General features: G+C 61.3%; 7 protein-coding genes. 5 read left to right on the top strand and 2 right to left on the bottom strand.

What is annotated here, in order from left to right:
* Positions 1 to 139 precede the first annotated feature (139 nt).
* From GOX01_RS04885 to GOX01_RS04905, 5 genes are read left to right on the top strand one after another with little or no spacing between them, the layout of a single operon-like run.
* On the top strand, positions 140 to 2,458 hold the full coding sequence (locus GOX01_RS04885) for a cache domain-containing protein (protein ID WP_062269762.1): 2,319 nt from the start codon (positions 140 to 142) through the stop codon (positions 2,456 to 2,458).
* Positions 2,455 to 3,279: an MlaE family ABC transporter permease gene (locus tag GOX01_RS04890; protein WP_011253537.1), complete on the top strand. Its 825-nt coding sequence runs from the start codon at positions 2,455 to 2,457 to the stop codon at positions 3,277 to 3,279. The genes GOX01_RS04885 and GOX01_RS04890 overlap by 4 nt, the downstream gene beginning before the upstream one ends.
* Positions 3,272 to 3,991: a P-loop NTPase family protein gene (locus tag GOX01_RS04895; protein WP_062269760.1), complete on the top strand. Its 720-nt coding sequence runs from the start codon at positions 3,272 to 3,274 to the stop codon at positions 3,989 to 3,991. Before GOX01_RS04890 ends, GOX01_RS04895 begins: the two co-directional genes overlap by 8 nt.
* Positions 3,991 to 4,947 carry an MlaD family protein gene (locus GOX01_RS04900; protein WP_011253539.1) on the top strand — a complete coding sequence of 319 codons (957 nt, stop codon included), beginning with the start codon at positions 3,991 to 3,993 and terminating at the stop codon, positions 4,945 to 4,947. Before GOX01_RS04895 ends, GOX01_RS04900 begins: the two co-directional genes overlap by 1 nt.
* Entirely contained in the window at positions 4,944 to 5,846 is a 903-nt protein-coding gene (locus GOX01_RS04905; protein WP_011253540.1) for a hypothetical protein, read from the top strand. The genes GOX01_RS04900 and GOX01_RS04905 overlap by 4 nt, the downstream gene beginning before the upstream one ends.
* A 59-nt stretch (positions 5,847 to 5,905) precedes the next feature.
* On the opposite strand, the gene GOX01_RS04910 is transcribed toward GOX01_RS04905, so the two are convergent.
* Entirely contained in the window at positions 5,906 to 6,187 is a 282-nt protein-coding gene (locus GOX01_RS04910; protein ID WP_131973804.1) for a hypothetical protein, read from the bottom strand.
* A 157-nt stretch (positions 6,188 to 6,344) separates the two neighbouring features.
* Positions 6,345 to 7,862: a carbohydrate porin gene (locus tag GOX01_RS04915; protein ID WP_255314059.1), complete on the bottom strand. Its 1,518-nt coding sequence runs from the start codon at positions 7,860 to 7,862 to the stop codon at positions 6,345 to 6,347.
* Position 7,863 lies beyond the last annotated feature (1 nt).

The raw sequence follows: 7,863 nt of genomic DNA on the forward strand, positions 1-7,863 counted from the left end.
AAACAGTAAACTTCGGACGTGCAGGCGTGTTTCAGTTCATGGCTACGGGTTGCAGTCTGGTAATAGTCGGAGGATATTGGCCTATCGCGGTAGTACGGCCCTGTTCCGCGACCCCGTCTCTGTTCGGAGTGAAAGAACGTTGTCAGCCGCAGAAATCGTGGATCCCACCCAGAGCCCTGCCAGTGACCGGCGAAGGATCTTCCAGATCCTGGGTCCTCTCGTGGGCGTGCTTCTGGTCATCGCCGCGATTACAGGCATCAGCCTTCACAATTACCAGACGACCCGCAAGGGCGCGATTTCGCTCTCCAACGATCTTCTGCGCAGCCAGCAGCGCTATGTGACACAGGAGGTCAGCGACTATCTCGCCCCGGCCTCCATTGGTGCCCTGATCGCGCAGGACATGTTCCGCGATCCGCTGACGAACGCTACGCCTGACACGTTCATGCTCTATGGCCGCTCCATCCTGACGCATACGCCGCAGGTGGACAGCTTCTATATCGCGAATGATCAGGGCCAGTTCTGGATGATCACGCGGCACGGTCAGGACGGGTTCGAGCAGACCCATTTCCAGACCGATGACGGCAAGCAGGTCTATCATCACGTCTATACGGACAAGGACGGCAACGTTACGGGCGAGAGCGCGGATCCGGCGGAGGGCTATAATGTTGTCACGCGCCCCTGGTTCGCAAAAGCCGTCAAGCATCAGAACGATCCGGAACGGCAGCTCCACTGGACCGATCCTTACGCCTATATTTCGACGCATCAGTTCATCATCACGGCTTCGCTCGCCGTTGATGGACATGACGGGCACAAATCGGTCTTTGCGATCAACATTTCGCTGAACCAGCTGACCTCGTTCCTCAACAAGCTTCAGGTCGGGCGCAGCGGACAGGCCGTGATCGTGGACATGCACGGCCGGATCATCGCCGGGCACAATGTCGCGGCCGGGCAGGATCCCAAGACCTTCGATCCGGGGAATGTGTTCCTTGATCCCAAGACGCAGCCCGTCTTTATCCATGCGCTCAACCGTTTCCGTATCAAGGGGCCGGGTACGGGCGTGGTGCAGGCGCGGGGCAAGAATTACGTCACCATCGCTTCTGAACTGCCCTTCGTTCACCGGCACTGGGTGCTGCTGCTGAATGCGCCGGAAAGCGATTTTGCCGATTTCGCCCAGACGGCCCGGCGGCAGAATATCGGGTTCTCGCTGCTGGTCGTCGGACTGGCCTCGGTGCTGGCGCTCGCGCTGGTCGCGCAGGGGCGGCATGTGGAGCGTCTGAGAAAGCGGCTCCAGCGGGGGCGGGATCAGGTCAAGGCGGAGAATGCCTCGCTGCTGGAAATTGCCAGCACGCCGGACCTGTTCGATCCCGCGCATGAAGTGCCGATCCTGACGGAGGTCCTGACGGCGCGGACCAGCGCGCGGCGTGCCAGTCTGTGGCGCCTACTGCCGGATGGGGACCGTCTGTTGTGCGAGGATGCTTTCGATCCGTCGCGCGACGTGCATAGCACGGGCGTCGAGATCAGCCGGCGGGACAATGGCAAGCTGTTCGAGGCTCTGGACGAGGGGCATACCCTGTCGATCGCGGATGCTTCGCAGGACGAGCGCACCCAGACCTTCCAGCGTGTCATCATGCGGGCCGTGGGGGCAAATACGCTGTTGTTCCAGCCGGTCCGCAATGCGCACAAGACCGTTGGCGCGATCGTGCTGGAAGATCCGGGACAACCGGAGACGATGGAGCACATCATCGCCATCGTGGGCTCCATCGTGGCCCTGCGCTTTGCCAAGCCGTTCGATGCGGCGGCGGGCGAGGGTCATTCCGGTCTGGCGATCCCGACCGAAAAGCATGACGCGCGGTTTGACGAGGGCTTTCTTCTGGAGCCGTCGGCCACGGCCGGTGAGCCGGTTGCGGCGGGTGTGTATCCGCAGGTTCCGGTCATGGTCATTTCCTTCGTGGACCCCTATGCGCCGGATCGTGACAGCATTGCGCGCGCCATGAACGTCATCCGCACGCTCAGTCTGGAAATCCAGAAAATCGCGCGTGACAGCGGACTGTTCTCCGTTCAGGTCGTAAGCAACCGGCTCGTCCTCGTGGGCGGCTGTTCGCAGACACCGGACCCCTCCGCGGCTGTGCGGCTGGCGGATGCGGCGGTCTCGATCCGTGAGGCCTGCCTGTCCTCGCTGGCCGCGGCGGATCTGGATCCCGTTTTCCGGATCGGCATGGATGTCGGTTCGGTCATGGCATCGGAGCTCGGAGAAGGGCCTTCGGTCTTCAACATCTGGGGTGATGCGCTCAATGGTGCCGAGTTGCTGACCGGCAGTTCGCCGGATGCGGGGACGATCCAGGTGTCCGAACAGGCCTATATGATCCTGCGTGAACATTTCCTCTTCCGTGAGAGAGGAATGTTCTACCTGCCCCATAGCGGGATTACCCGCAGCTTCATTCTGGCAGGCCGTCGATGAAAGTGCTGCGCAATCTCGACCGGATCACGATGGTCCGGAGCATGCTGGTGCATCTGGGGTATTTCTCCCGCACGCAGATGCGTTTTACGCTCATGATGATCGGCGCCGGCTGGGGCATCATGCGCGAGGCGACGCGGCTGACGACCTGGCGGCGGACGGTGCGGATCGAGTTCTGGGCCTCCCTGCATCAGGCCGTGGGCGGTGGCATTCTCAGCACGCTGGTGACGGCGGCGCTGACGGGTTTCGGTATCGTGGCGCAGACCGTCTACTGGCTCGGTTTCGCGGGCATGGCACAGATGACCGGCTCCATCCTTTCCACGGTTCTGGTGCGTGAGATCGCACCGGTTCTGGTCGGCGTGATCCTGCTGGGACGGTCGGGTATGCTGATGCTCACCGAACTCGGCACGCTCACGACGGGTGGGCAGATGCGTGCCATGACGGGGATGGGGATCGATCCGTTCATCTCGTTCCTGCTGCCGCGCAGTCTCGCCATGACGATCAGCGGCTTCACGCTTGGCGTTATTTTCAGCATGACGGCCCTTCTGGTCGGCTATGCCGTCTGTCGTGTCGAGGATGCGATCACGATGCCGATCTGGGCGTTTCTGGATCAGGTCGTCAGCAGCGTGAAGCCGATCGACTATTTTGTGATCCCGGCCAAGTTCATTTTTAGCGGTTATGCCGTGGGCGTATGCTCGTGCCTGTCCGGCATGGATGTCACCACCGAGGACGACCTGTCGAGCATGCTGCCGCGCGGATTTGCACGCGGGATGCTGTCCATCATGGTCATCAACGTCGTTTTCAGCGTGTGCTTCGATGGCTGAGGCTGACGACGTCTTTCCGAATACGCTGGATGCCCGGCTTGAGCTGCTGGATGCCAGGCCGCAGTTCGATGAGAGCGGTCTGGTCTCCAGCCGTTACAACCTGCGTCTCAATGCCGGCGAATGCGCCCTGATCGAGTGCCGGGACATGGGGCAGGCTGCGCTGTTTGCCGATATGTGCGTTGGTCTCATTCCGCTGGGCGATGGTCATGTCCGCTGCATGGGGCTGGACTGGGCCGATCTCGATGAACGGCGCAGTAACGCGCTGCGGGGCCGGATCGGGCGGGTCGTGATGACGGGCGGATGGGTGGACCTGTACGGGACGCACATGAACATCCTGTGGCCACAACTGCATCATACACGCATCCCGATCGACAGGCTTCAGTCCCAGGCCGTGCATCTTGCCGTCCGGCTTGGCTTGCCTGGACTGCCGGTGATCCCGCCGAACCGTCTGTCGGCCATGGACCGCCAGCGCGCGGCCTGTGTGCGGGCCATGATGGGTGAGCCGGCGCTTCTGCTGCTGGAGCATCCGATGGAAGGGGCCTCGGCCGGGCTGATGAATGCGTTCCTGTCTCTCGTGACCGATCTGCGGGACCGGGGATGCGCGGTTGTGTGGATGGCTCCGGATGAAAGCGGGTGGGGGGATTATGCGTCCGACGCCACCATCCGCCTGCGCCTTTATGATGACGGACTGTTTTCGATGCGAGGTTCCTGATGTTTCGCGTACGCCAGACCGAAACCGCCCGTCCACTCTTTCAGAACCGCTATGCGGATGAATGGGTCGGGCTGCTTGTCCTTGCCGCGATCGTCATGTTCTCGGTCGCCGTCGTGGAGGCCGGTTTCCTGCGCCAGTGGCTGACGCCGGAGAAGAAACTGCATTTCGTGCTCCCCGAAAGCGGCGTGGCCGGACTTGCGATCGGCAATGATATCGAGGTCATGGGCGTCCATGCGGGTGAAATCCGCCGGCTTAAGCTCAACGAGACGGGCCGGATGTACGCGGAAGGGGATCTGGACCCGCAGTTCGCCAACTTCATCCGCCAGGACAGCACGGCCATCATCCGCCATCGCCTGATCGTGGCGGGCGCAAGTTACATTGAACTGGGCCGGGGCAAGGGCAAGCCGCTCGACTGGGATTACGCGGTCCTTCAGGCGACGGTCGAGGCCAACCCGGCGGATGTGATTACCCAGACGGTCATGGATCTGCGCAACAAGCTCGTACCAGCCATGAACAACGTCCAGCTCATTACGACGCAGGTCAACGACATGCTGACCGACATGCGAAAAGGGCAGGGCACGATCGGCGGACTGCTGGTCAAGGATGACGTGCTCGATAAGGCCAATGCTGCGCTGGCTCATCTTGATGCTGTCATCGCGGATCTCAGACCCATTGAAAAACAGGCAGGCGGCGTCATGACGAAGGTGGATGGAACGATGGCCAACGCAAGAGCCGCCACGGCCAGCCTGCGTCAGAGCATGCCGCAGGTGCAGCAGACCGTGGCGCATGCCAATACGGCCACAGCCCAGCTTCCGGCTCTTCTGGCCCAGGCGGAGGCGAGTGCGAGCAGTCTGCGCAAGCTGACGGATCAGCTGCGCGGGTTGTGGCTGCTGGGCGGTGGGGGCAGCAAGCAGGAGCCCTCGCGTCGTCTGCCGGCACAGGCGGTGCGGCCATGAAGCGCGTTCTTCTGGCCTGCACGGGCGTGATGGTCCTGACGCTGGGCGGCTGCTCGTCTTCAACCGCGACGAAGGGTCCAAAGCCCGATCAGCCTTATGAAGATGCCATGGATACTGGCAAGAGCGTCTATGGGATCGGTCAGGCCACACAGGCCGAGGCCCAGTACCGGACCGCGATGGACCGTGCCCTGATGCGCGATGATGCGCCGTCCATTCACGAGGCCGGTTTCAACTTGGCGACAGTCCTGCTGGCGGAAGACGAGCCGCAGAAAGCCCTGCAAAGTCTTGGCGAGACCGAAGCCGCGCTCAGCCTGCGCGGCGTTTCGGATACGTCCGACCTGGCCGTGATCCGCGCGGCCGCCTTGTATAGGCTTCATGACACGGTGTTTGCGTCCCAGGCTGTGGCGCGGGCGCTTCAGTCTCCGGATATGGGAATCCGTGAACGGGCGTTTTACCTGTCAGGTCTGATCGCAGCGGATCTGAGGCAGGACACGGTTCTGGCCCAGCGCGTGAATGATCTGGCGGTCTTCCGTGAAAGCAGCGCGCAGGTTGACCGGCAGGAACTGACGGCCCGTCTGAACCTGCTGCGCGGGCAGCCTGAACTGGCCAGCAGCGAGGCTCTGTCGGTTGTGAAAAGCCGCCGTGATGCGCTGGATTATCGCGGGATGCGCCGGGCGCTCACTCTGGCGGCGGATGCGGCGGAGGCAGCGGGGCATCAGCCACAGGCTGCGGCCCTTCGCCAGCAGGAAAAAATCAGCGAGCAGGTGGCGGCAAAGCAGGCTGGAGACGATGGGGCCGCGCCTAAAGAGACTGCCTCTGAAAAGGCGGAACCCGGAAAGGTTACGGTGCAGGTTCATGGAACCCCGGTCGACCAGTCCGGTCTCGGCGCATCCGACTGAACGATCACAGGCTTCAGACCTAATTTTCCATGAGGTCTGAAGCCTGTTGGTAACGTCTGTCAGAACTGGCCGCGGGTATTGCCTGCACGCTTGGCGTCCGCTTCACACATATACGTCCCGTGGGCCGTGGCGCCGTACCAGAAGCTGCCCTGAACGTGATAGACATGCGTCGCGGTGTTGACCCAGACCTGATTGCAGGTCTCGCTGTTGGTGCGGTCTGCCGCCTGTGTAACCCGGGGCTTCTCGCCTGAAGTCGTGTTGGCGACAGCATTCTCAACCTTGGGCTCCTGCGCAAGGGCTGTGCCGCCCAGAAGTCCAAGAACGAAAAAAGAAGCAAGCATCGTTTTCATGCTGAAAGTCCCTTGGTTGTAATCCTTATGGGATTTCAGGTTATGTAAATGGGAATCCTGTTCCAAATCACGAACGGGTAATTACTGTGTTGTAGAATAACGTTTCTGTTAAATCACAAGTAACGGATTCGTTATCTATGACTTAATATTACAGGTTCCCGAGGACCTTGAGGCCCACCAATGTCGCATTCGGAATAACCGAGGTCTGGCCGGGGCGCATCATGTATTCAAACTCCGGCTGCAGCACGAGACCCGGCCGGATGGGGACACCGTAATAGGCTTCCAGAATGGCGGAATGGGTTTGGGGGCCGTTGACGAACGCCCCCATGGACATGCCCTCAAGCTGCCTCAGGCGCTGGCCGACCGTGATGGCCGGGCTCATCTGATAATAGGAATACATCACGCCGAACCGGTCGAACGGGCGGCGGGGGATAATGCCGAGCAGTGATGCGCCGACATAGACCTGATCCGAGAATGTCGAGACGCTGGGCGTGTTGTGCACATAGCCGGCGAGGATGTATCCGCCCGCCATCTGGTGCTGTCCGCCCTTGCGATACACCATCTGGTCCGCTTCGATATAGAACGTGTCACGCGGTTTGGTGGCGTCATGGAAGACTTCCTTCGCGAACATCGCCGGAATGGTTCCGAGGCGATCCGCATAAGGCGATGTGTCATGCGCAAAGCCGAGCTTGTAATGGCCGGGAAGGTTATCTGGACTGATAAAGGGCTCCCAGGTCAGTTCGATCGGCAGCATGACACCGGTTGAGTGTTCACTACCCCAGGCCCAGCCGCTGGGATTTTCCGTCAGCGCGCCGACCCGGTAGACGCCTGTTCGCAGGGTCAGGTCACGGGTGGGTTTGAAGCGCAGCGTGCCGCCCCAGTTGGCTTTCGGATAGACGCTCCAGCCCTCGTCAGCCTTGATGGCGGGCGGCGCGGAGCACTGCACCATGAACGTGCAGAGCAGCACGGACGTCGCATAGGTATGCGTCAGCGTGATGCGGCCGATATTGATGTTGAGACGGTTGTTGAAAAACGATTTTTCAAGATAGATGTCTGCCAGATGGGCGGCCGCATGGCCCGAGAGGCTGTAGACCTCGCTCAGCAGGATATGGTGGTCCCCGACATGGTCATAGGAGACCTCGCGGCCCGCACGCTCCATCATCACCGCATGCAGGATCCAGCCATCCAGTCCGAGCAGCTTGCCCAGATCCCATCGTGTATTGAAGGTCAGTTCATGGGCGTAGGACATGCCCTTGCTGATGCCGCCACCGACATTCGCCATGGCTTCCCCCTTGTAGGAGAACTCGAAGCTGAAGCCGCGCTCTGCCAGCCAGTTTCGGTAAGGTGAGAGCTGGGGCGCGATATGACCGAAAGCTTCCGCCGGCACGTAATAACCGGCGGTGAGATCGCTGCGCCGCAGGGCGTCATCATTGCGGTTGAGCAGTGAGGAAATACTCTCCGTATCGAAAATCGCGCCCAGATGATCGGCAGATGGCGCGGGCGGATGCGGAGGGTGAGGCGGGGCTTTCTGGACGGGTGGCAGGGCGATGGCCGAGCCTGTGGAGGGCAGTTGGCGAGGCGCCGCAGGGGGAACATGCTGGGGAGCGACGGCGGCTGTATCCTGAGCATGAACGGTCAGGGGAAGGGTAACAATACCCGAAAGAATA

Origin of the sequence: Gluconobacter oxydans (assembly GCF_006539685.1) — a bacterium.
Lineage (GTDB): Bacteria > Pseudomonadota > Alphaproteobacteria > Acetobacterales > Acetobacteraceae > Gluconobacter > Gluconobacter oxydans.

Bases quoted from the DNA above. Each gene is read 5' to 3' on its own strand.
- GOX01_RS04910 (WP_131973804.1), bottom strand. From the start codon at position 6,187: ATGCTTGCTTCTTTTTTCGTTCTTGGACTTCTGGGCGGCACAGCCCTT.
- GOX01_RS04900 (WP_011253539.1), top strand. From the start codon at position 3,991: ATGTTTCGCGTACGCCAGACCGAAACCGCCCGTCCACTCTTTCAGAAC.
- GOX01_RS04895 (WP_062269760.1), top strand. From the start codon at position 3,272: ATGGCTGAGGCTGACGACGTCTTTCCGAATACGCTGGATGCCCGGCTT.
- GOX01_RS04890 (WP_011253537.1), top strand. From the start codon at position 2,455: ATGAAAGTGCTGCGCAATCTCGACCGGATCACGATGGTCCGGAGCATG.
- GOX01_RS04905 (WP_011253540.1), top strand. From the start codon at position 4,944: ATGAAGCGCGTTCTTCTGGCCTGCACGGGCGTGATGGTCCTGACGCTG.